This window comes from Roseobacter sp. CCS2 (genome assembly GCF_000169435.1).
GTDB lineage: Bacteria > Pseudomonadota > Alphaproteobacteria > Rhodobacterales > Rhodobacteraceae > Yoonia.
Map to the genome: position 1 here is coordinate 156,327 of NZ_AAYB01000002.1, position 21,506 is coordinate 177,832.

The following is a 21,506-nucleotide window of genomic DNA, read 5'->3' on the forward strand; positions in this document are numbered from 1 at the left end:
GGCTGTAGGTTCAAGATTTTTTAGATGACCGCTTTGCGAGACGTAGTTGCCATCCAAGACGGTATGTCGAATGACCGGTTTTCATCTCAACCAATGGTAGCGTTGTTTCAACCAGAATTGTCATATTTTTGATTCAGTTCCGTGCAAGAGGTCGGCTGTGATGGAACTGACTGTTATACAATCATCAAAGCTGCGCGTTGCCAGTTTGCACATCCTCTGGTTCAGCTTCGGGCTGATATGGCCGCTACTTTACATCTTCACAATTTATCCTGCCGATCATATCGGGTCGTTCTTCAAAGCTATTTTTGCTCTTTGTGCTGTGGCAAGCGGGGCTATTGCACTGAGCGAGGGGCGGAAAGCGTGGCGCGTACTCAACACGCCCGGCGATTGGAGAGCCACAGTTACTTCACGCAGATTGGTTTGGAATGTCGCGATTCCTTCCCAAAATCTGCCGATGGACTTAGCTCTTGTCGACGTTGCCAAAGCAATACGGTTAGAAATCAGTCGCACAAACAAAGACAGTGATGGCGAGTACACCAAAATCGAAGATTGCTTTGAGCTTTACTTTGTCGATGGCCGTGTTCAGACTTTTGATCGCGAAACTGCTGGTCTCAATCCACACCGCGTTTTTCTGGCGCTTGCAGAGCATGGCATACCTTATGAATTTTGGACGCAAGACCACACCAAAAATAGCGTCGATACGTCGAGGATTTTTCAGCGATCCTATTGAGTTATTTCGCGAAAGCTGTCGTTCCCTACACACCGCAACATCCGTTGATTTGGGCTCGAAGCGGGCTTTCGGTTTTTACCACACGGCCAGTTTGCTTTTGTTAGCACCCTCGACCATTCTTCAAAGTCACCCCCGAAAATGCTTCGACAGTTTCAACCCTTGCCCTTGGTAATTCGACTTGATCTCGCGGCCATAGAGCGCCACTGGCATCGCGGCCATATGCTCATAGACCAACCGGCCCACGACCTGTCCATGTTCCAGCACAAAGGGCGCTTCATGGCACCGTACTTCCAGCACCCCGCGTGACCCTGACGCCCCTGAACCTCACCAGCGTCAATCATTCCGGCAAGCAATGTCACCTGCCACGTTGCCCCAAGATGCAGTACACCCCATAGGGCAAAAAGAACGGCACCAATTCTTGCATAGATCAACCAATAATTTCCTTCTGAAGTAAGGATTAGTAATCGAAATGGTTACAGATTAATATAACCAACGTCAACGTCGATTATCAAAGGCGCACGTTACACTGTGAGGGGTTTCAGTTTGCCCGCTATTCCGGCTATTGAGACGGCTGCAAGCTCTGCTTCCATCGCCTGTGTTGCATTGGCCTTTATCTCATCTAGCACCGGCCCGATTCTTGAGCCAATCGGGCAGGACGCATCAGGTGGGCAATTGGGGTTGGCGAAAATCTCTTGCGTGTCCACAGCGCGGTAAACATCCAAAAGCGTAATCTGCTCAGGTGAGCGCGCAAGGTGTGTGCCGCCTTTTGCACCCGGCTGGGATGTCGTGATGCCCGCCCGCCCCAACATGCTGATGATCTTTCGCACAACAGCTGCATTTGTGCTCGCGCGTTTGGCGATGTCTTCAGACCCAATAGGCACATCCCCCTTCACCGCCATGACGGTAAGAATATGTGTGGCAACGGCAAGGCGAGAACTTACTGGCATGACAGAACTGTATGCACACCTATGACGGTTTACAACTCATCGCGCTTTTTATACCGAAACAGAACAAGCCAACATTTGTGTAGTATGCAGCATCTGGTACAGTGAGATCAATCCGGTCATTCACCGCATGTCGCGCCAAGGCCCGATCTACCATTTCCGCCAATTACCCGACACAAAGGTTAAGGCCTGCTGCCGCGCCAGCGGTTATTGCGCGTTTTGCCGTTCGATATAGCCGCGCAGTTCTTCGGCTTCTTGCCGTGCTTCGCGCAGACCGTCCATGGCCGCGCGCAATTCTGCTTCGGTCTGGCTTAGCTGGTTGGTAATCTCTGCTTCGCGTTGTTGCAGGTAGGTGATCGCCTGATCGCGGGTTTCTTCGGCCTCGTGCAGCGCTTGCGCCATCTTATCCAGCTCGCCGATTTCAGCCTTCGTGACACGGGTAAACCGGTTGACCAGCCAGCTGGCAAACCAGCCCAGCATGAAGGCCACAAAAAGGATCACAGCCGTCGCGATGATGAATTCAGTTCTGTTCATGGGGCTGGTCTATTCGCTTTCTGTTGCAGTGTCATCTGCGTCTTCTGTGGGCGGTTCTGCGGCCAATTCGTCCAGTGTCGAGGTTTCCTCGACCGTGGATTCCGGCACAATCAGGCTGAACTCGATCCGGCGGTTCGCCTCGCGCCCTTCCTCGGTGTCATTGTCGGCAATCGGATTTTCTTCGCCAAAGCCGATGGAAGTGAAGGTCGAGACCGGAACGCGGCGGGCGCGTAGCGCTGTCAGCACCGCATCCGCCCGGTCTTGTGACAATTGCTGGTTCATCACCTCGCCCCCTTGGCTGTCAGTAAAGCCAGAGACTTTGATCCGTAGGTCACCGCACGCCTTGAGGATATCAGCAATGTCATCGACGACCGGTTGCGTATCTGCGGTTAGGTCAGCAGAGCCCGGATCAAAGGTGATTTTGCGCCCTTCGGTTGCCGCAGTGATCTGGGCGATGCATTCTTCGGGCGTTGGAATGCCGGCGATGGGATCAAGCTCTTTGACGTAGGTCACATCAATTTCGAAATCTGCTGTTTGCCCCAGCTTTTCGATCAACAGGCGTGAAATTGCGCTGCTGGCATTTTCGTTGCCGGTATTGCCGCGCACTTGCACTTTATCGGCTTCAACAATCACGGCACCGTTGGACAGTTCAGAAAGCGCCTCGATCGCGGCAAGTACGCGCACGGTCCAGCCCGATGGCAGCCCATCGGCAATCCGCGTGCCCATGGTGATGTCACGTTGGGAAAAGCGGGCAATGGCAAAGTTTTCCACCACTGTGTTGGTAATGTCATCCGGCACGCGCCCCCGCAGCTGAACGGCGCCCTCTGGGCTCAGTGTGGCGGTAAATTGGGGCAGTTCCTCGGCTGTGTTGGATGGCAGTTCAGGCAGTTCTGCTCTGAGTGCGAATGCCTCTGGTAAAGAGTTTTCCAGCCGTCCGACGATGTTGTCAAAGGTGGCCTGCCCTGTACCTGCCGGTGCGATCAGGGTGATGTCTGTATCTGCGATGGTGATTGTTCCGCCGCCCATGTTGTCGACCGCAGTGATGGATTGCGCCACCGCTTCGCCCCAAGTGCGTGATGGTGCGCCAAGCGCCAATATACAGTTGGCGCGTTCTTGAAAACCGGCCTCGGACGCGGCGGTAAGGATCTGATCGCGCGCGTCTTCGGTGTCGGCGGTGCAGGCGTCAAAGCGCGCACCCTCTGCGTCCAGAATAAACCGCGTGGTGAAAGGCGAGATCACGGGGCGTGGCGCGCTGATATCCACCGCAAGCCGCACGCCATCGGGTGTGTTCCGCGCCAGCGCGATTTCAAGCCGTTGCTTTTCTTCGGGGCTGTCGGAAATCGCGTTCACGATCACCCGGTCGGCATTGACCGAGATTTTCGATTTGTTCAGCATCTCAAGCGCGCGCAACGCATAACCCACAGCATCGCGCCATGTGTCTGGCGTTGGATAATCTGCCACTTCCAAAAAGTCGGTAACGGGCTGCCCGTCCGCGATATCGGTGATGCGTGCGGCCAATGCGCTGCGGTCGGTGGTCGCGGGGATCAGCCCGATGATCGACACACCGGCATTGTTGCGTAAAATCTCGATGGCGAATTCGGGTGGCGTGATCACCGCCGAATCGGTCACTGACAAGTTGTCGATCACCCGGCTGGCGTCCACCATCCCACCCGCAGCAGAGATGGCGCGAAAGCGCACCGCTTCGGTTGGCGCATCGCCTTCAAGGATGACTTGCAGACCATCACCAAGGACAGCCGCCCATTCATACCCCTGATCTACAAGCGTTTCCTGCACTGCCAGTACCGATCGTTCTTCAACTATCGACACGGTGGTTCGCGCCGCAGCGACCGACAGGAATGCGGCGGCGGCGAAAACGATCAGGCGTATGAAAAGTGCTGAGATGCGCATGGGGATCCGATTTGTAACTTGGCCTCTGCATAGGCCCACCAGCGGCGGGGTTCAATCACACCAAAAGGGCGATGGCAAAAAATGGCAGGGGGATAAGCCCGGCGTCTCTGTTTGACCGAAATGTCTTAAGCAGCCCGTCGTTGTCATCAGGATTAAACCGCGTGAGCTGCCATGTCAGGTGCCAGCCAAGCGCCCACGGCCCGCCGATCGCGATGGTCAGCGACAACACAGAGCGTTCCGAGGCGGCAAGCAACACCGCCAGCCCGAACAGGACAATTGTAATGGTCAGAAAGAAGCGCAGCCATTTGCTACTGTTTTCGCCAAAAAGCCGTGCTGTGGATTTGACCCCGATCAGTGCGTCGTCTTCGGCGTCTTGATGGGCATAGATGGTGTCATAGAACAGCGTCCATGCGATGCCTGCACAATAAAGCACGATGGGTACGGGGCCGATACTGTTTGTATGCGCCGCCCACGCCAACAAGGCCCCCCAGTTAAAGGCAAGCCCCAAGAACAGTTGCGGCCACCAGGTGAAACGCTTTGCGAAAGGGTAAATCGCGACAGGCACAAGGGCGAGGATGCCAAGGATGATCGCCGTTGTCGGAAATGAGATCAGGATGACGAAGGCAAGCAGCGCTTGCACGACCATCCAGACCAACGCGCCACGCACGGTCGCTTGCCCGGCTGGAATGGGGCGGGACCGCGTTCGTTCGACTGATCCATCAATGTCACGGTCGCTGATGTCATTCCACGTACAGCCCGCCCCCCGCATCAGGAAAGCCCCGATGCCGCAGCCGATGATGATCCAGGCGTCGCTTGGCCCATAGCTATCTGTTGCAAGCATCGCGAGCGCCAGCCCCCACAGGCAGGGCGCATATAGCAGCCATGTGCCGATGGGCCTGTCCGCCCGGCTAAGCCGCAGGTAGGGGCGGCTGAACGCAGGTGCATAGCGGTCGACCCAGTTGTCTTCTACGGCGTCGGCGACGGTGCCGTTCGGCTCTGGTGTCTGGGTATCTTCGGTCATATGGTTCGCCTCATGGCATCCAAGGTTCGGCTTTATGTAGATCACGCTCTGGGGCAAGGGCAATCGGTTCCTCTGAGCCGTGAACAGGCGCATTATCTGTTTGGGGTGATGCGACTGGCCGAAGGCGCTGTTTTATCGCTGATCAATGGCCGCGATGGCGCGTGGGATGCCGACGTTGTGAAGGCCGGTAAGAAGGGTGGGATTTTGGAATGTTCTGCGCAGACCGGCCCGTTGCAGATGCCCCCTGATGTATGGCTGTTGTTCGCGCCTATTCGCAAGGAACGCACAGCGTTTATCGTGGAAAAGGCCGTGGAAATGGGGGTTTCGCGGGTGTGTCCCGTGCAGACGGATTTCACCCAGAGCGCCAACCGGGTTCGCCAAGACAAGCTGCAAACCCATGCGATTGAAGCGGCAGAGCAATGTGGCGGGACGTTTGTGCCGCCTGTGGATGATCTGGCGAAACTGGACCGTCTTTTGGCGGCGTGGCCAGAGGACCGCCAGTTGATGTTTTGTGACGAAGTTTTGATCGGTGATCGGGTTGGATTACCACTGGTTGAGGGGCCTTGGGCGATCCTGATCGGGCCAGAGGGTGGTTTTTCACCAGCAGAACGGGACCGTTTGCGCGGATTGCCCTTTGCGCACCCCGTCAGCCTTGGGCCGCGTATCCTGCGCGCGGATACCGCCGCAGTCGCCGCCCTGACAGTTTGGCAGCAGGCGCTGGGCGACTGGACATGAAAACCGCCCCGCTGCTGCAACTTTATCTGTTCTTTGCAACCGAGAATGACCAAGCGCTTATTCTGCGTCGATCAGAAAAGAAGCTTTACAATCTGATCAGCTGGGACCTTGCGACGGATACATTTACCGAAGGGCAATGGTTGCGCAAATCGGTGCGCGCCGAGAACTGCGCGTTATCCCACAATGGCCAATATTTCATCTATGGGGTCGACAATGCCGACCCAAATCAACGGGCTGGTCCGCAATATACCGTGATTTCCCGCGCCCCATGGTTTACGGCGCTTGCCCTGTTTCCACAGAAAAGTGCTTGGCGCTGTGGTGGCTGGTTTTTGGACAATGTCCATTTTCAGTTGTTCGACCCGCCGGATACGTCAGATATCGTCGGGCGGGCCGCGGGGCTGCATCAAGTGGTTGCGGGTGACGTCACCAAGGATTGTCGCACCGGGTTGCGCCTGACCAATGGCAAACCGGCCCCGTTGACAAAGGCCCTGCGCGAGCGAATTTTGGGTGGTATCCCAGCGCCGCGGCATGACGCCTATGATCGTTACGAGACACAAGGCGGGCGCCTTTACCGGACGCACGGCATGGACCTGGAACTGATCCGCGACTTTACCGAGATGACACCGCGGTTTGAACCTGCACCCTATAGCATCCCGCGCGATGACGCGGAAAACGGTCAGTGGCATCCTTTGGACCAAGAGGTCGATAGGTGATCCGCGCGATGATTGATGACCGTCCGGCGATTGAGGCGTTCTTGAAAACGCATATCGCGACATCACTGTTTCCCCTGTCAAATTTGCGCCGGTATGGCATGGCAGGTGGGCATCCGCGTGCGATCCTTTTTGCCGCGTCTTCGCAAGTTTGCAGGGCGTATGACGCCATCGGATTTCAGCGCAGAGGCCGCTATACCATCCCTTTTTATAAGGAACCGCAGGTGACCTATGAGTAATTTCCTGCGCCCCGAAGTGCGCGCGTTTTTTTGGCGCTGGCGCGAGGTTCTGCTGGCTTTTGTCGTGCTACTGCTTGGTATCTGGTGGGCGCTGACCGGTGTCGGGATCAACGTTTGGCTGGGCTATATCTTTTGCCTTATCGGGATTGGGTGGGGTGTTGCGGCGGTTCAACGTGCACGCTTTGCCCAAGATGGCGACGGTCCGGGCGTCGTCCAGATACGCGAGCGTCGCCTCGCCTACTTTGGCCCGCTGGATGGCGGTATCATGGATGTGGCGGACCTGAGCAGGCTAGAGATTGATCCGACCAGCCACCCGGACCCAAGTTGGGTTTTGACCAGTATCGAAGGTCAGGTTTTGACCATTCCGATCAATGCCAAAGGTGCAGAAGATCTGTTTGATGTCTTTGCCGCCCTGCCGGACATCAAGACCACGACTGTTCTTGATGTGCTTTCACACACACCTGATGCGCGGGTTACCGTCTGGAGCAGGGTCAAGCCGCTCTTGCATTGACAGCACCCTTCGGGCAGGTCTCGGGTGACACTTATTCAACAGCGGAGTGCTGCACCCATGTCTATCCCTCAATCCGGCGGCGGCCCTATCGAACATCATGATCAACTGGCCGAAGAGCTGTCCAAAGGCTGCAAGCCCAAGGCGGATTGGCGTATTGGCACAGAGCACGAGAAGTTTGGGTTTTGTCAGGATAGCTTGCTGCCGCTGCCCTATGACGGCGAACGGTCGATCAAGGCGGTGCTGGAAGGGCTGGAAGGCCGCTTTGGCTGGGACCGCGTTGAAGAAGAAGGCAAGATTATTGGCCTGACCAAGGATGGCGCGAACGTGAGCCTTGAGCCGGGGGGCGCGTTGGAATTGTCCGGCGCACCGCTGGAGACGATCCACCAGACCTGTGACGAGGTGAATGTCCATTTGGCCGAGGTGAAATCGGTCTCGGATGAGATTGGTGTCAAATTTATCGGCTTGGGTGCTGCGCCAGAGTGGACGCATGAGCAGATGCCGCTGATGCCCAAAGGCCGCTACAAGTTGATGAATAACTACATGGAAAAGGTCGGCACGATGGGCACGGCGATGATGCGCCGGACCTGTACGGTGCAGGTGAACCTTGATTTCGGGTCTGAGGCCGACATGGTCCAAAAGATGCGCGTGGCGATTGCGTTGCAGCCTGTGGCGGCCGCTTTGTTTGCCAATTCGCCGTTCTTTGAAGGCCAAGTGAATGGCCATAAATCATGGCGTTCGCGGATTTGGCGTGACTTGGACGCGGACCGGACCGGCATGGTGCCCTTTGTCTTTGACGAAGGGTTCGGGTTTGAGGCTTGGGTACAATGGGTCCTCGATGTGCCGATGTATTTTGTCTACCGCGATGGCAAATATATCGATGCGCTGGGCATGTCGTTTCGGGATTTCCTGAAGGGCGAGCTGCCTGCATTGCCCGGTGAAAAGCCGCTGTTGTCAGATTGGGCGGACCACCTGACGACAGTGTTCCCCGAAGCACGTGTGAAACAATTTATCGAGATGCGTGGTGCAGACGGTGGCCCGTGGCGGCGGTTGTGTGCGCTGCCTGCGTTCTGGGTGGGGCTGATGTATGATCAGACCGCTTTGGATGCGGCTTGGGACCTGTGCAAAGGCTGGACGGCGGAGCAGCGTGAAGCGTTGCGGGTGGCGGCATCCGTCGATGGGTTGCAGGCGCAGGTTGACGGGATCAACATGCATGATCTGGCGCGCGAGGTCGTCGCGATTTCAGAGGCTGGGTTGAAAGCGCGCGCGATGCCGGGGGCCGGTGGTTTGATCGCGGATGAGACACATTTCCTGAACGCGCTGCATGAAACGATTGAAAGCGGCAAGACGCCAGCGGATGAGTTGCTGGATCACTATCATGGTGACTGGGGCGGTGATCTGAAGCGGATTTACAGTGAGTATAGCTATTGATCAGGGGCGCTTCTGATGGATGTCGGAAGCGCTGCGGCAAAAGCCTCTCTATCGCAACCGCCGACATCGGCAATGCCAGGTGGGCCAAGCAACAGACACCCTTTGTAAACCTGTGATGCCGCCAGAATGCGTATGCTGCCATAGTCAGGCGTGATCACGATGTAGCGCTTACCGTCTTTCCAGAACTGCCCGCGATCAAGATGTGCGATGGGTGCGCCCGGTCCAAGGCGCTCGGCCACAGCCGCCGCGACATCGGCAACGAATGCGCCCTCTCCAAAATAAGCGACGGTCAGCCCGATGATCTGTGGGTCCGCGCCCCGTGCTATGACTTGCGCGTTTATGTCGCCGTCTTCCAGGTGCTCAAAAGTCTGGAAGCTGGCGCCGCCTACGCCTTCTGCAATACGCGCGCCCAGGCTTGCGATAACCTCGTCTGAGTAGAGCAGAAAGCGCAGGCTGGGTCCGTCGGGGCGCTGCGGTAATGGAAAAGAAACACCGGCAATCTGGAACCGGTCCATCTTTGCCACTCTGAGGTTCAGACTGCCGGGGTTGATGGCAGTGTCTATGCCGGGCAGTACTTTGTCATAGGTGGTATCAAGGATATTACCGACATTTTCCGTCATATCCAGTGAAAACAGATCAAGCTGGGGCGCATCTTCTTTGCAGGCCGCCAGTCCAGTGCAGAGTGTCAGAAATGTAATTAGGTACCTAAGGCGAAACACTTATTTCGCGCCGATCTTCGTTTCTTCACCTTTGCGCAACCGCATGATGTTGCCCCAATGGCGGACGTAGATCAGGAAGCAGAGTGCGGCGGACAGAAAGAACATTTCCCCGGTTGAGATGAACCCAATGATAAGGGGGGTCCAGCCAGCCGTTACCAGTGCCGCCAGTGATGAGTAACGCGAGACTGCGGCAACAACGAGCCAGATCGCGCAGGCGATCAGGCCGATTTGCCAGTTTACGGCAAGCAGGATGCCAAAATAGGTCGCAACGCCTTTACCGCCCTTGAACTTTAGCCAGATGGGGAAGCAGTGGCCAATAAAGGCCATGAGGGCCCCGATTTGAGCGGCATCTTCGGCGGCCAATATGCGCGCTGCCAATACGACAATGGCCCCCTTTGCTGCATCAAACAGCAGGGTGAGCGCGGCGGCTTTCTTGTTGCCTGTGCGCAGCACGTTTGTGGCCCCGATGTTGCCAGAGCCAATCTCGCGCAGGTTTCCAAGGTTCATCACCCGCGCAAAGATTATTCCGCTGGGGATGGAACCCGCAAGGTAGCCGATGACAGCCCAGAGTGCCAAAACGGCATAGGTGCTTTCCAAGTCAGGCATTATGCGCCCTCCCAAATACGTTCGCCGCTGACCCATGTGCCAAGGACGCGGCCTTGCATGCGTGCGCCATCGAAGGGTGTATTCTTTGATTTTGACAAGAGTGCGGCGCGGTCCAACTGGAAAGGTGCATCCGGATCAAAGAGGGTCAGGTCAGCGGGCGCATCAGCTTGCAGGCGTCCCGCTTTTAGGCCAAGCAGATGTGCGGGGTTCAGCGACATCGCACGGAAAAGACGCGGTAGATCAATCATTTCGGCGTGATAAAGGCGCAAGGCGGCGGGCAGAAGGGTTTCTAACCCAACGGCGCCGCTGGCGGCTTCTTCATATGGCAAACGTTTGCTTTCTTCATCCTGCGGGGTGTGCATCGAACTGATAATGTCGATCAGCCCTTCGGCGACAGCTTGCACGACCGCAACCCGGTCATCTTCGCTGCGCAAAGGTGGCTTGAGTTTAAAGAAGGTGCGGTAGTCGGCGACGTCGAGTTCGTTCAGCGTCAGGTGATGTACGCCGATGCCTGCGGTAATTTGCAACCCGTTGCGCTTGGCCCGTTCTAGCGCGGGCAGGGCGCGGGCCGTCGTAATCTGGTCCACGTGATAGCGCGCGCCGGTCATTTCCAGCAGGCTGATATCGCGGTCCAGCGCCATGCGTTCGGCCATGGGGCTGACACTGGGCAAGCCACGCAGTGAGGCGAATTTGCCGGATGTGACAGCAGCCCCGTCGGATAGCCCCGGTTCTTGCACATGGCCGATAACCAATGCACCCAACGAGCGGGCGTAGGTCAGCGCACGGCTGAAAACCTTGGTGTTGGTGACAACCCGGTCGCAATCGGTAAAGGCGACGGCCCCTGCGTCTTGCAAAAACCCGATCTCGGTCATTTCGCGCCCGTCGCGGCCTTTGGTCAGGGCGGCCATGGGCAGGACATGCACAGGCGCATCTTCCTGCGCGCGCCGTTCGACGAATTCCAGCGTTTCGGGTGTGTCGATGGCAGGCAGTGTGTCGGGGCGTGTGACAATTGTCGTCACACCACCTGCGGCCGCCGCGCGACCAGCAGAACGGAAACTTTCCTTGTGCCGTTCGCCGGGTTCAGAGACTTTGACGCCAATATCAATGATGCCGGGGGCAAGGCACTGGCCGTTGCAATCCACCACGTTCGCGGATTTGGGCGGGGTTGCGCCTGTATCAAAAACCTCTTTGATCACGCCGCCTTCGATCAGGATGGCACCGGGCCCGTCGGTCAAGGCGACCGGGTCAATCAGGCGGGCGTTGGCAAAGAAAGTGGCGGTCATGGCTGTGATCCGGATGTTTTGGATGGATGGTTCATCAGCCAGCCACCCAGATAAGCAAACCGACAAAGATGAACATGGCAATCAGCGCATACATGGCGATCATACCACCGACGCGTGCATCGGATTTGGGCGGTTTGCCTGTGGGCGTGCCCGGCGTGACTTCTGCCCCCTCCGACGGGAGCGGTTCGAATTTCACGGCTGAGCCTTCTTCGGTATAGGTGCCGATCCATTTGAGCGGCGCAGTTGGCGTGATGGTGGTCTCAAACCCGCCAAAGGCTTGCGAAAGCACGATCAAGACTTGCCCGCTCATCGCGTTCAGGCGGGATGCATGGGGTTTGACGTCTTCTTCGGCCACGCCCAGCCCTTCGACAAGATACCCGGCAAGCCCAACACCTGCGAGATTGCTGAGGGGGAAAAGTTCGATGAAATCAGTGTTGAGGTTGGACACACCCAAGGCGCGGTTAATGGGGGCGGGGGTGTCTTCATCCGGGCTTTGGGTGAAGGTTTCCGCTTGTTCGGTTGTCAGATTGGCCATGAAAATGCGGATGACACCGCGTTCAGTCGCTTTGATGTGGAACGTTTCGCTCATACCATTACCTCTTGCGGTTTGCGGCTGGCGCGCAGGTTCTGTGCCAGAAGGTCCATCGCGGCCATGCGCACGGCAACGCCCATTTCGACCTGTTCTTGAATGACGGATCGGTTGATGTCATCCGCGATCGTCCCGTCAATTTCAACGCCACGGTTCATCGGGCCGGGGTGCATGACGATGGCGTCTGGTTTGGCGTGCGCGAGTTTGGCCGCATCGAGGCCGTAGCGGTGGAAATATTCCCTCTCTGACGGGATGAACCCCCCGTCCATGCGTTCCTTTTGCAGGCGGAGCATCATGACAACATCGACGTCTTGCAGGCCTTCTTCCATGTCCTCGAAAACCTCAACACCGAAATCGGCGACGCCAGAGGGCATCAATGTGGGTGGGGCGATCAACCTGATCCGGTTTTCCATCTTGCCCAGAAGCATGATGTTTGACCGGGCCACGCGGCTGTGCGCGATATCGCCGCAGATGGCAATCGACAGACGATGCAGGCGGCCTTTGGCGCGCCGGATCGTCAGTGCGTCTAGCAGCGCTTGCGTGGGATGTTCGTGCCTGCCGTCGCCCGCGTTCAGCACGGCGCAGTTGACCTTTTGCGCCAGCAGATCGACCGCCCCCGAATGCGGGTGCCGCACGACCAGCAGATCGGGGCGCATAGCGTTTAGGGTCAGCGCCGTATCAATCAGCGTTTCACCCTTTTTAATGGATGATGCCTGCATCCCCATGTTCATCACATCGGCACCCAGACGCATGCCTGCCAGCTCAAAACTGGCTTGGGTGCGGGTAGAGTTTTCAAAGAACATATTGATCTGCGTCAGACCTGCCAGCACATCACGGTGTGCCACGCCGCGGCGGTTATGGTCGGCATAGCTGTCGGCCAAGTCCAAAAGCGTCGTGATTTCGGTAGGATGCAGAGGTTCAATGCCCAAAAGATGCTTGGCGCGGAATGTCATGAGGGCCCTCTTCAAAGCGGTTCAAGCTCTTATAGGGATGTGGGTGGACTGCTTCAATGGGGGCAAGTCAGTGTCGTTGGTCGTGTCCTTAAATCCCACGGAACTATGAAGCTGTGTTGCCGGTATGACCAGTTTCCATATCGCGGCACACCGTCATCAACGATGATGAGCGTCGCGTGCGCGGTCCTGCGACCTTTGCCGAAAGTTAGCAAGGTCAAATCACGGGCATCTTCGACGAACCGTCTACTTTGGTTTAGATAGATGCAAGAACGGGCGCCATTGGCTTGCATGCTTGCAGAATGGTTTATGACGGCAGGATAAAGGGCGCTTGCCGCAGTGAGTAAGATTAGCATGCACGCGACGGACCAGTTGTAAACGGCTGAAAGCCGTCCGGCCTTTGCGAATGATAGAACGGCAAGGGCAATGCAGATGATGCCGATATGCGTGATGTAGGCGTAACCAGTGCCCTGAAAGACATCCGAGGCTTTGTAAAACAAAAGAAGCGCAAGACAGGCTCCGTTTGCGACATGCGGTATTCTTTCAAGCAGATGAGGTTTGGTGTTTATCTACCATGCTTCGCGCGTAAACCGGCAAGCCCATATCCGTATTGCAAATGAGATTAGGATCAAAAAGTTAAGCCCTGCAACGTATAAGACAGCTATCGCCCATGCGAATTCTTGGTCAGGTGCCGGGACCAGAAGAAGTGTCAGCCAACAGTAGCCGGACGTCAGGACCAAAATGTTGATCCAAACCCAAACAGCGCGCATGGGTGCGATGGAGATTGGTATCAGTACAACGGCGGCAATAAGAAATAGAACGTGCATGCTGTGGGTTTAGGCACAAACCAAGCAGCGCCGGTGTGCCATTCAATTAGTTTTCGTGCAGGCACTGCACACCGATCCTAATCGCGTCTATCATAATCGGGATGGATTCGAGCGAGATATATTGGAACGACCGTGCGCTGCTGGAGTGGCAGGTCGAGTTGGGGGCGACGGATGCTATTCTGGACGCGCCTGTGGACCGTTACGCGCTAGAGGCGGCAAAACCTGCGCCGAAGGTGGCGGCTGCGACTGAGAAGCCTGCGGCTGCGCCTGTCCCGACCAAAGCGCCGGAGGTGGATGCTGTCGCTTTGGCGCGTACTGCCGCAGAGACGGCTGGCGATTTGAATGCGCTCTCATCGGCGATGCAAGCCTTTGAGCATTGTGAGTTGAAGAAGGGCGCGCGCAGCTTTGTGTTCTGTGATGGCAACCCGGCAGCGCGGGTCATGATCATTGGTGAGGCGCCGGGCCGTGAAGAGGATCGCGCGGGGCGGCCTTTCGTGGGCCGTGCCGGGCAGTTGCTGGACCGGATGCTGGAGGCCATTCAGATGGGGCGTGCTGCCGATGATGCGGCGCGCAGTGTGTACATCACCAATGTGCTGCCGTGGCGTCCGCCGTCGAACCGCACACCGGATAAAGATGAAATCGCAATGATGTTGCCGTTTTTGGAAAGGCATGTGGCTTTGGCTGATCCGGAGATTGTTGTGCTGATGGGCAATACACCTTGTCAGGCGTTGCTTGGTCGTACCGGGATCACGCGGATGCGCGGCAATTGGGTCGATGTTCTGGGCAAGCCATGCCTGCCGATGTTCCACCCGGCCTATCTTTTGCGCAACCCGATTGCCAAGCGCGAGGCTTGGGCTGATTTGCTAGATTTGAATGCTCGGTTGCGGGGGTAAGAAGGAGTATTGATGAAACGACTGGCAGTGATTGCGGCGCTTTGCGCGGGGCCTGTGGCGGCTGATCCGCTGGACCTGATCGACTATGATGCGCTGTTTGCGGATAAGGCCGCGGACGTCATGGATGTCTCAGAGACCCGTTCGCTTTTACGCATCGGTGATGTCACGCTGATTCGCGATGAAAGCCTGCCGCGCGGCTATACAGGCCTTGATGAAGGCGGGCAGGGTGCGATGGGGTGCTTTGTCAGCATCTTGGCCACGATAGAAAGTGCGATGCAGGCGTGCGAGGCGGAGCTGCCTGCCGCGCAGGTCGAAACGCAGACGGCCTATCGCAGTGCAGCTTTGGCGTTTTATGCCGAGAATGTGATCCCGCCTGTTGATCCTGAATTGGCGCAAGAGCGCTACAACGCCCTCGTTTCATCGCAAATCGAAGGGGCGCGCCCGTTTTGTTCGAACCTTGATTTGGTGACAACGCTGGCCGATCGTGTTTTCTCGCCGGAAGGGGCCGAAGAAATCAGCGGGATGATGGCGACCCCGCGTTTGCCGGTTGCCAACCCGTGCCTGTGAGGACCAGATGAGCCGTATTGATGAAACGATGGACTTTGTGCCGGTCCGCATTGCCGTGATGACGGTCAGCGACACGCGGCAAGTGGCGAATGATAAATCAGGGCAAACCTTGGTGGATCGGATTGCGGCCGCCGGTCATACGCTGGCGGATCGCACAATCATCGCGGACGAACGGGATCAGATTGCGGAAAAACTGCGCGCATGGTGCGCGGATGATGCGGTTGATGTGGTTATCTCCACTGGTGGGACAGGCCTGACCGGGCGCGATGTCACAGTGGAGGCGCACCGCGATGTGTATGAGAAAGAGATTGATGCGTTTGGCACGATCTTCACCATCGTCAGCATGCAAAAGATCGACACCAGTGCAGTGCAAAGTCGTGCGACGGCGGGTGTGGCCCAAGGGACGTATCTGTTTGCCCTGCCGGGATCGCCGGGCGCTTGTAAGGATGCTTGGGATGAAATTCTGGTCAAACAGCTCGATTATCGCCACCGTCCCTGTAATTTTGTGGAAATCATGCCGCGCTTGGATGAACACTTGCGACGGAAGTAACGCCTGCGTGCGTTAAACTGGAAAGCAAATCGCCGCCGCCTAGGTTTAGATGGGGCGAAGGGATATCAATATGCGGTTTCTACGACGCAGCCTTACAGGTGTTTTCTTGCTGGCGGTTACGCTGGCCCTGATCGCCTGGGCAGGTGAAATGGTGCGTGGTGCTGTTGTGGCGCGCATGAACGAAGAACCACGCAGTTTTCCCCAGCGTGAACGGGTTCTGGCAGTAAATGTAGTGATGTTAGAACCGCAGACGCTTGTCCCTGAACTGACCGTTTTTGGTGAACTGCGCAGCCAGCGCACCCTTGACTTGCGCAGTGCGACAGGTGGGACCGTGGTAGAAGCCAGCGATGCGTTGGTTGAAGGCGGCACGGTTCAGCAAGGCCAGCTTTTGTTGCGCATTGACCCGGTTGAGGCGCAGGCGGCGTTAGACCGCGTGCGCGCTGATTTACAAGATGCGCAGGCCGAGGTGCGTGATGCGGAACGTGCGTTGATTTTAGCCGAGGATGAATTGGACGCAGCGCGGTCTCAGGCCGTGTTGCGGGATCAGGCTTTGGCCCGTGCGCAAGACTTGGAAACGCGTGGTGTGGGCACGGCGGCTGCAGTTGAAACGGCGGAATTGGCGGCGTCTGCTGCGCAGGCGGCGGTATTGACGCGCAGGCAGGCCTCTGCCTCGGCCCAAGCGCGGATTGATCAGGCGACAACACGGTTGGCGCGGGCTGAAATTGGTGTGGCAGAGGCGGAGCGCGCGGTGGCAGATACCGAGGTTTTTGCGGCATTTGATGGTACATTGGCGGATGTGACCGTCAGTGCGGGTGGCCGTGTCACCGCGAATGAACGCTTTGCGCAATTGGTTGATCCGACGCGATTAGAGGTGTCTTTCCGGGTGTCCACCTCGCAGTATGCGCGGTTGTTGGATGAGGCCGGTGACCTGATCAACGCGCCGATTGCGGTGACGTTGGATGTATCTGGTGTGAACTTACGCGCGATGGGGCAAATTACCCGCGAAGGTGCCGCCGTGGGCGCGGGGCAAACGGGTCGTTTGCTATTCGCGCAGTTGGAGGCGGCCCCCGGTTTCCGCCCCGGTGATTTTGTGACCGTGCGGATTAATGAGCCTGCCTTGGAAGGCGTGGCGCTGGTGCCTGCAACCGCAGTCGCGCCCGATCAGACCGTGCTGATTGTGGGTGATGAGGACCGGTTGAGTGTGGCTGATGTGACTTTGCTGCGCCGTCAGGGTGATGACGTGATTATCGGTGTGGGTGATGCAGCCGGGGCGACAATTGTCGCCGAACGCTCACCATTATTGGGCGCCGGGATCAAGGTGCGCCCGATTGTTCCGGGCGGGGTCGCGGCCGCAGCAGAGCCTGAGATGATTACGCTGGATGACGAACGTCGCGCGAAACTGATTGCCTTTGTCAATGAAGGTCGCATGCCCGATGACGTGAAAGCGCGCATTATCGGGCAGTTGGAAGAAGATGAAGTATCTTCAGATACCGTAACCCGCCTTGAAGCGCGGATGGGCAGCTGATGGTCACCGGGGCTGAGCGGTTGAACGCAGGCGCAGGCGGTCTTCTGTCTTATTTCACGCGGCACAGGACGGCGGCAAATTTGCTGCTGGTTGTGATGCTGACTGCTGGCTTGTTCGCCTTCCCCAATATGCGGGCGCAGTTTTTCCCTGATGTGGTTGTCGATGACCTGACGGTTTCGGTCACGTGGTCCGGCGCGGGTGCGGAGGACGTGGACGAGGCTATCGTGCAGGTTCTGGAACCTGTGTTGCTGGGGGTTGAGGGCGTTACCTCTTCCGCTGCGACATCGCGTGAAGGCCGCGCGTCGATCCGTATCGAGTTTGACCCGGGCTATGACATCGACCGCGCGGCGGAGGATGTACAACTGGCCGTTGATAGCACAACGAGCCTGCCAGAGGATGCTGATGAACCATCTGTCCGGCGCGGCGGATGGCGCGACCGGGTCACCGACGTGGTGATCACGGGGCCTGTGGGCGTTGATCAGTTGGGGCGTTTTGCGGACGAGTTTTCGACGCGGCTGTTTGCCGAAGGCGTGACGCAGGTCATTGTGCAGGGTGTCGCGGCCCCGTCCACGATTGTTGAGGTGCCGTCGCTGTCGCTGATCCAATACGACATTGGGTTGTCGGATATCTCCGCGCGCATTGCCGAAGAAGCTGCGGCTGATCCGGCAGGTGACGTATCGGCCAACGCGCGGGTGCGGACTGGGGTGGCCAAGCGCACGGCTGAAGACATTGGCGGGATTGTGCTGCGGTCCAATGCTGATGGGTCGCAACTGACGATTGATGATGTGGCGACGGTACGGGTAGAGGGTGCGGACCGCAACCGCGCCTATTTTGTGGGTGAAAATCCGGCGATCAAGGTGCGTGTGCAGCGGACGCCGCAGGGTGATGCAATTGGCATGCAAGAAACGGTCGAGGAGGTCGCGCGCGCGTTGACCGCTTCATTGCCCAATGGCGTTTCGATTGAGCTGACCAATGGCCGCGCGGAACTGATCGAGGGGCGTTTGAATATCCTGTTGGATAACGGGCTGACCGGGCTGATGCTGGTGGTTGGGCTGTTGTTCCTGTTCCTGAATGCGCGCACGGCGTTCTGGGTCGCCTTTGGCATCCCTGTCGCAATGCTGGCCGCGATTGCACTGATGTATGCGGTGGGGATCACGATCAACATGATCTCGCTTTTTGCGCTGATTATCACGCTGGGGATCGTGGTGGATGACGCGATTGTTGTGGGCGAACACGCTGATTTTAGGGTCAGGCAACTGGGTGAGGACCCGACTGTTGCGGCGGAACGCGCGGCGAAGCGGATGTTCAGCCCGGTGTTTTCGGCCACGATTACGACGATTATCGCCTTCTTTGGGCTGGTGATCATCGGCGGCCGCTTTGGCGATCTGATCTCTGACATTCCGTTTACGGTGATTGTGGTGCTGGCGGCCAGTCTGATCGAGTGTTTCCTGATCTTGCCAAACCACCTTGCGCATTCCATCGCGCATTCGGCGAAAGAGCATTGGTATGACTGGCCTTCGCGCACGGTAAACCGTGGCTTTGATTGGTTCAAGGAAACGCTGTTTCGGCCTTTTATGGGGTTTGTGATCAAGGCGCGTTATCCGGTGTTTGCAATGGCGGTTGTGTTGTTGGCTAGCCAGATCACGCTTTTCATCAAGGGCGACGTCAGTTGGCGGTTCTTTAACGCCCCAGAGCAAAGCCAGGTGACCGGCAATTTTGCCATGCTCCCCGGTGCGACGCGCGATGACACGTTCGAGATGATGCGCGAAATGCAGCGCGCAGCCGAAGCGCTGGGCGCGGAATATGAGGCTGAACATGGCGCAAACCCGCTAAAATTTGTGGTAGCCGAGATTGGTGGTAATTCGGGCCGCGCGATTGCGGGGTCTGATACCAAAGACGCCGATCAGTTGGGTGCAATCACAATTGAACTAATTGATGCCGATAGCCGCCCTTACACCAGTTTTGCTTTTGTCGCCGCATTGCAGGACGCGATTGTGCAGCATCCGATGGCGGAAACAGTCAGCTTTCGCAGTTGGGGCTCTGGCCCCGGCGGTGACAGTCTGGATGTGCAGATGTTTGGTGCTGATAGCGAAACATTGAAGGTGGCGGCCGAGGCGCTGAAGACAGAGCTTGCGCAATTTGCCGAGATTTCGGGACTTGAGGATACGTTGGCCTATGACAAGGAAGAGTTGATCCTTGAGTTGACACCACAAGGCGATGCGCTGGGCCTGAGCATTGACGGGTTGGGTCGCGTGCTGCGCAACCGTTTGGGCGGGATTGAAGCGGCGAGTTTTCCGGATGGCGCGCGATCAGCGACGATCAGGGTGGAATTGCCTGCGGGAGAGTTGTCGGCGGATTTTCTGGATCGCACGCAGATCAGAACGCCTGAAGGTGTTTACGTGCCCCTCCCCGATGTCGTGACCGTGCAAAGCCGGACCGGCTTTTCCACCGTGCGGCGCGAGAATGGCATTCAGTTGATTTCCGTCATCGGAGATCTGGATGATGAGGATGCGGCAAGGGCCACGGAAATACAGCAGATCATCAACGACGATATCCTGCCGCGTATGGAGAGTGACTTTGGGATTGAAACGCAACTGTCTGGGCAAAGCGAGCAGGAACAGCGGTTCCTGAATGATGCGCGGACCGGTCTGATTTTGGTCCTGTTGGGGATTTACCTGACGCTGTCGTGGATTTTCAGCAGTTGGACGCGGCCTGTTGTCGTGATGTCGATTATTCCATTTGCCTTGGTGGGGACCATTTTTGGGCATTACGTTTGGGATATTCCGCTGAGCATGTTCACAGTCGTCGGCCTGATCGGGATGGTGGGGATCATCATCAACGACAGTATCGTGCTGGTCACGACGGTGGATGAATATGCGCAGGATCGTGGTCTGGTGCCTGCGATTATTGATGGGACGGTGGACCGTTTGCGGCCTGTGATGCTAACCACATTGACGACGGTGCTGGGGCTGACGCCGCTGCTTTATGAGGGTTCTAATCAGGCGGAATTTTTGAAACCCACGGTGGTGACGCTGGTGTTTGGTTTGGCCTTTGGCATGGTGCTTGTGCTGTTGATCGTGCCATCCGTCATGGCCATGCAAGCGGATGTGTATCGGCAGGTACAATCGGCAAAGCGTGCGCTACGCGGGCGCAGGCTGGCGATGTTCGTGCCTGCAGGGCTGGGTGCTTTGGGGGCCTTGATGCTCTTTGCAGTGACGGTTGGGCCGGTTGTGTTTACAGGGGCACCTTTGCCAGCGGTGGCGGCCGTCTTACCGATGCTCAATAGCGGCATGGGGGCTGCTTTTGGCCTTTTCGTGATAGGGCTGATGGTGCTTTTGCTGGCGATCTATGTCATCGCCTTGCTGGGGCAAAGCCTGCGCCGCGCGCGCAGCTAGCCCGCGCTGCATCCTAACAGATCAATCGCGTGGCCATTATTGCCCAACACTGTGATCCGCACGCCTGACCGGTCAAAGGCAAAAGGCTGACCGCTGGGATGCACCATCTCGACCGTGGCGCTGAGCGTGCCACCGGCGCGTGTCACATCCGCTTGCGACACCCAGATGCGCGGATCGCTGGGTTCGATGACAACGAATTCGGCGTAGCCTGATTTTGCCACATCAATTTGCGTTGTCATGCGCAGACCGTCACTGATGGGATCAATGGCACAGGTGACATCGCCGACATTGGCCTCGGACCGCGTGAGCGGATCATCGGCAAGTGCCGCGGTAATGGCTGCGTCGTGCGTTCCGGCCTGCGGCAGCAGTGTGTCAAAGGTGTAGGTGACGGGAATACAGATTTCTTCACAGACGCCAATGGTCAGCTGGCCGGTAACCGCGATATCGCCGGTGACCCCACCGGCATCCACTGTCAGGGGGAAGATGACGCTATCGTAGTAGCCGATGGATTGCAGCCCTGCGTCATCAAAGACATCCGGGACGGGCCAATGGGGCGTAATGCTTGTGATCGCACTGTCGCTGGAAAAGCTGAACTGAGGTGGAATGCCTGCTTCGCCCGGCGCGCGCCAATAGGTGATCCAGCCGGGTTTCAAAGTAATCTTGACGGCCGAAATGTGATCACCATCTGCCGTGCGCCAACCCGGTAAAATCTCGAACTGGGCCATATCGCTGTAATCTTGCGCGACTGTCAGTGTCGGCAAAGCCATCAGAGCGAGGGATATCAGCATGTTCTTGCGCATGATTGGTTATTTATTCATCGGGCCTGCAATGGGAAGTCACGT

21 protein-coding genes and 1 pseudogene are annotated in these 21,506 nt (G+C 57.4%); 11 read left to right on the top strand and 11 right to left on the bottom strand.

Annotation, left to right across the window (positions count from 1 at the left end; genetic code table 11):
- The first annotated feature begins 160 nt into the window (after positions 1-160).
- A complete protein-coding gene (locus tag RCCS2_RS07370; RefSeq protein WP_008232840.1) occupies positions 161-730 on the top strand; it encodes a hypothetical protein in 570 nt (189 codons plus the stop codon).
- Between the two features lie 126 nt (positions 731-856).
- On the opposite strand, the pseudogene RCCS2_RS18120 reads toward RCCS2_RS07370, so the two are convergent.
- From RCCS2_RS18120 to ubiA, 5 genes and pseudogenes are all read right to left on the bottom strand, one after another.
- Positions 857-1,051: pseudogene (locus RCCS2_RS18120) on the bottom strand (2'-deoxycytidine 5'-triphosphate deaminase); the annotation flags it as partial.
- 200 nt (positions 1,052-1,251) lie between these two features.
- Positions 1,252-1,677 carry an Rrf2 family transcriptional regulator gene (locus RCCS2_RS07375; protein WP_037293713.1) on the bottom strand — a complete coding sequence of 142 codons (426 nt, stop codon included), beginning with the start codon at positions 1,675-1,677 and terminating at the stop codon, positions 1,252-1,254.
- Positions 1,678-1,881: 204 nt separating this feature from the next.
- Positions 1,882-2,208, bottom strand: a complete 327-nt coding sequence (locus RCCS2_RS07380; RefSeq protein WP_008232848.1) for a hypothetical protein — start codon at positions 2,206-2,208, stop codon at positions 1,882-1,884.
- 9 nt (positions 2,209-2,217) lie between these two features.
- The gene (locus tag RCCS2_RS07385) at positions 2,218-4,116 is read right to left on the bottom strand and encodes an OmpA family protein (protein WP_008232850.1); all 1,899 of its coding nucleotides are present in this window, start codon (positions 4,114-4,116) and stop codon (positions 2,218-2,220) included.
- Positions 4,117-4,171: 55 nt separating this feature from the next.
- Positions 4,172-5,137: a 4-hydroxybenzoate octaprenyltransferase gene (ubiA, locus tag RCCS2_RS07390; RefSeq protein ID WP_008232854.1), complete on the bottom strand. Its 966-nt coding sequence runs from the start codon at positions 5,135-5,137 to the stop codon at positions 4,172-4,174.
- Between the two features lie 12 nt (positions 5,138-5,149).
- On the opposite strand from ubiA, the gene RCCS2_RS07395 reads away from it, so the two are divergent.
- From RCCS2_RS07395 to RCCS2_RS07415, 5 genes are read left to right on the top strand one after another with little or no spacing between them, the layout of a single operon-like run.
- Positions 5,150-5,872, top strand: a complete 723-nt coding sequence (locus RCCS2_RS07395) for a 16S rRNA (uracil(1498)-N(3))-methyltransferase (RefSeq protein ID WP_037293716.1) — start codon at positions 5,150-5,152, stop codon at positions 5,870-5,872.
- Positions 5,869-6,585, top strand: coding sequence for a hypothetical protein (locus RCCS2_RS17880; protein WP_008232858.1), 717 nt, complete (start codon positions 5,869-5,871; stop codon positions 6,583-6,585). The genes RCCS2_RS07395 and RCCS2_RS17880 overlap by 4 nt, the downstream gene beginning before the upstream one ends.
- On the top strand, positions 6,582-6,821 hold the full coding sequence (locus RCCS2_RS07405) for a hypothetical protein (RefSeq protein ID WP_008232861.1): 240 nt from the start codon (positions 6,582-6,584) through the stop codon (positions 6,819-6,821). Before RCCS2_RS17880 ends, RCCS2_RS07405 begins: the two co-directional genes overlap by 4 nt.
- On the top strand, positions 6,814-7,332 hold the full coding sequence (locus tag RCCS2_RS07410) for a hypothetical protein (RefSeq protein ID WP_008232863.1): 519 nt from the start codon (positions 6,814-6,816) through the stop codon (positions 7,330-7,332). The genes RCCS2_RS07405 and RCCS2_RS07410 overlap by 8 nt, the downstream gene beginning before the upstream one ends.
- Before the next feature lie 57 nt (positions 7,333-7,389).
- Positions 7,390-8,760, top strand: a complete 1,371-nt coding sequence (locus RCCS2_RS07415) for a glutamate--cysteine ligase (RefSeq protein ID WP_008232865.1) — start codon at positions 7,390-7,392, stop codon at positions 8,758-8,760.
- Here RCCS2_RS07415 and RCCS2_RS07420 read toward each other — a convergent pair.
- Genes RCCS2_RS07420 through RCCS2_RS07440 form a run of 5 tightly spaced genes read right to left on the bottom strand, consistent with a single transcriptional unit; the run spans position 8,754 to position 12,910 of the window.
- Positions 8,754-9,479: a hypothetical protein gene (locus RCCS2_RS07420; protein WP_008232867.1), complete on the bottom strand. Its 726-nt coding sequence runs from the start codon at positions 9,477-9,479 to the stop codon at positions 8,754-8,756. The genes RCCS2_RS07415 and RCCS2_RS07420 overlap by 7 nt on opposite strands.
- Positions 9,480-10,085, bottom strand: a complete 606-nt coding sequence (plsY, locus tag RCCS2_RS07425; protein ID WP_008232869.1) for a glycerol-3-phosphate 1-O-acyltransferase PlsY — start codon at positions 10,083-10,085, stop codon at positions 9,480-9,482.
- The gene (pyrC, locus tag RCCS2_RS07430; protein WP_037293719.1) at positions 10,085-11,368 is read right to left on the bottom strand and encodes a dihydroorotase; all 1,284 of its coding nucleotides are present in this window, start codon (positions 11,366-11,368) and stop codon (positions 10,085-10,087) included. Before pyrC ends, plsY begins: the two co-directional genes overlap by 1 nt.
- A gap of 34 nt (positions 11,369-11,402) precedes the next feature.
- On the bottom strand, positions 11,403-11,957 hold the full coding sequence (locus RCCS2_RS07435) for a hypothetical protein (RefSeq protein ID WP_008232872.1): 555 nt from the start codon (positions 11,955-11,957) through the stop codon (positions 11,403-11,405).
- Positions 11,954-12,910, bottom strand: a complete 957-nt coding sequence (locus tag RCCS2_RS07440; RefSeq protein WP_008232873.1) for an aspartate carbamoyltransferase catalytic subunit — start codon at positions 12,908-12,910, stop codon at positions 11,954-11,956. The genes RCCS2_RS07435 and RCCS2_RS07440 overlap by 4 nt, the downstream gene beginning before the upstream one ends.
- 925 nt (positions 12,911-13,835) lie before the next feature.
- On the opposite strand from RCCS2_RS07440, the gene RCCS2_RS07450 reads away from it, so the two are divergent.
- The 5 genes from RCCS2_RS07450 to RCCS2_RS07470 all read left to right on the top strand — a co-directional run bounded on the left by RCCS2_RS07450 (position 13,836) and on the right by RCCS2_RS07470 (position 20,664).
- Positions 13,836-14,627 (top strand): uracil-DNA glycosylase, encoded by a 792-nt coding sequence (locus RCCS2_RS07450; RefSeq protein WP_008232875.1) that lies wholly within the window; start codon positions 13,836-13,838, stop codon positions 14,625-14,627.
- A 12-nt stretch (positions 14,628-14,639) separates the two neighbouring features.
- Positions 14,640-15,194: a hypothetical protein gene (locus RCCS2_RS07455; RefSeq protein ID WP_008232877.1), complete on the top strand. Its 555-nt coding sequence runs from the start codon at positions 14,640-14,642 to the stop codon at positions 15,192-15,194.
- A 7-nt stretch (positions 15,195-15,201) separates the two neighbouring features.
- Positions 15,202-15,744 carry a molybdenum cofactor biosynthesis protein B gene (gene moaB, locus RCCS2_RS07460; protein WP_008232878.1) on the top strand — a complete coding sequence of 181 codons (543 nt, stop codon included), beginning with the start codon at positions 15,202-15,204 and terminating at the stop codon, positions 15,742-15,744.
- Positions 15,745-15,814: 70 nt separating this feature from the next.
- A complete protein-coding gene (locus RCCS2_RS07465; protein WP_008232879.1) occupies positions 15,815-17,269 on the top strand; it encodes an efflux RND transporter periplasmic adaptor subunit in 1,455 nt (484 codons plus the stop codon).
- Entirely contained in the window at positions 17,269-20,664 is a 3,396-nt protein-coding gene (locus RCCS2_RS07470) for an efflux RND transporter permease subunit (protein ID WP_008232880.1), read from the top strand. Before RCCS2_RS07465 ends, RCCS2_RS07470 begins: the two co-directional genes overlap by 1 nt.
- On the opposite strand, the gene RCCS2_RS07475 is transcribed toward RCCS2_RS07470, so the two are convergent.
- Positions 20,661-21,464 carry a protein-disulfide reductase DsbD domain-containing protein gene (locus tag RCCS2_RS07475; RefSeq protein WP_008232882.1) on the bottom strand — a complete coding sequence of 268 codons (804 nt, stop codon included), beginning with the start codon at positions 21,462-21,464 and terminating at the stop codon, positions 20,661-20,663. The genes RCCS2_RS07470 and RCCS2_RS07475 overlap by 4 nt on opposite strands.
- Positions 21,465-21,506 lie beyond the last annotated feature (42 nt).